1 protein-coding gene is annotated in these 508 nt (G+C 42.9%); it reads right to left on the bottom strand.

The window, feature by feature from the left end; genetic code table 11:
* Window positions 1-508 (bottom strand): type VI secretion IcmF C-terminal domain-containing protein (locus DK866_RS19790; protein WP_279629007.1); only part of this gene is annotated, 508 nt, incomplete at both ends.

The raw sequence follows: 508 nt of genomic DNA, 5'->3' as shown, positions 1-508 counted from the left end.
GATAATCGCCATAAATACGTGTACCTGTATTGGTGGTGATCCAACTCAGCGATGCACCTGAAGCAACGGTATCTGCCGGCCAAACAAAGCGTTGCCATTGAGGTTGTTGGTTATCATAGATAAGAGATTGTTTATCTATCATTAGGTGGGTTTGCATAATGTCAGGTGATGTACCTGGACGTAATTCAAAGTAAAGACGCGCTTCACCATTCGCAAAAACGACATCTCCGAGATAGCTTAGTTTGTCTAAGGCTTTTAAGAACTCAGGGTTAAAGGTTAAGCCCTGTGCATTTGTGGTATCGGGTACCCAGTGCGTACCTTCTTTATGTAAAACACCGTTAAGGTGAGTTTCAAGGAAGCGTTGAATACGACCATTATCAGGGCGTAGATATTGCGCCATTAACGGTAATGAGATTTCACTTTGCGTATTTTTGAGTGGATAGCGACCACCAAATGCCCTATTCCAATCATTCACAATCGCATTTCGCCATTGAGTGTTGATACCTTG

Source organism: Proteus genomosp. 4 str. ATCC 51469 (assembly GCF_003144375.1).
Classification (GTDB): Bacteria; Pseudomonadota; Gammaproteobacteria; order Enterobacterales; family Enterobacteriaceae; genus Proteus.
This window is presented reverse-complemented; position numbering and strand designations above follow the sequence as displayed.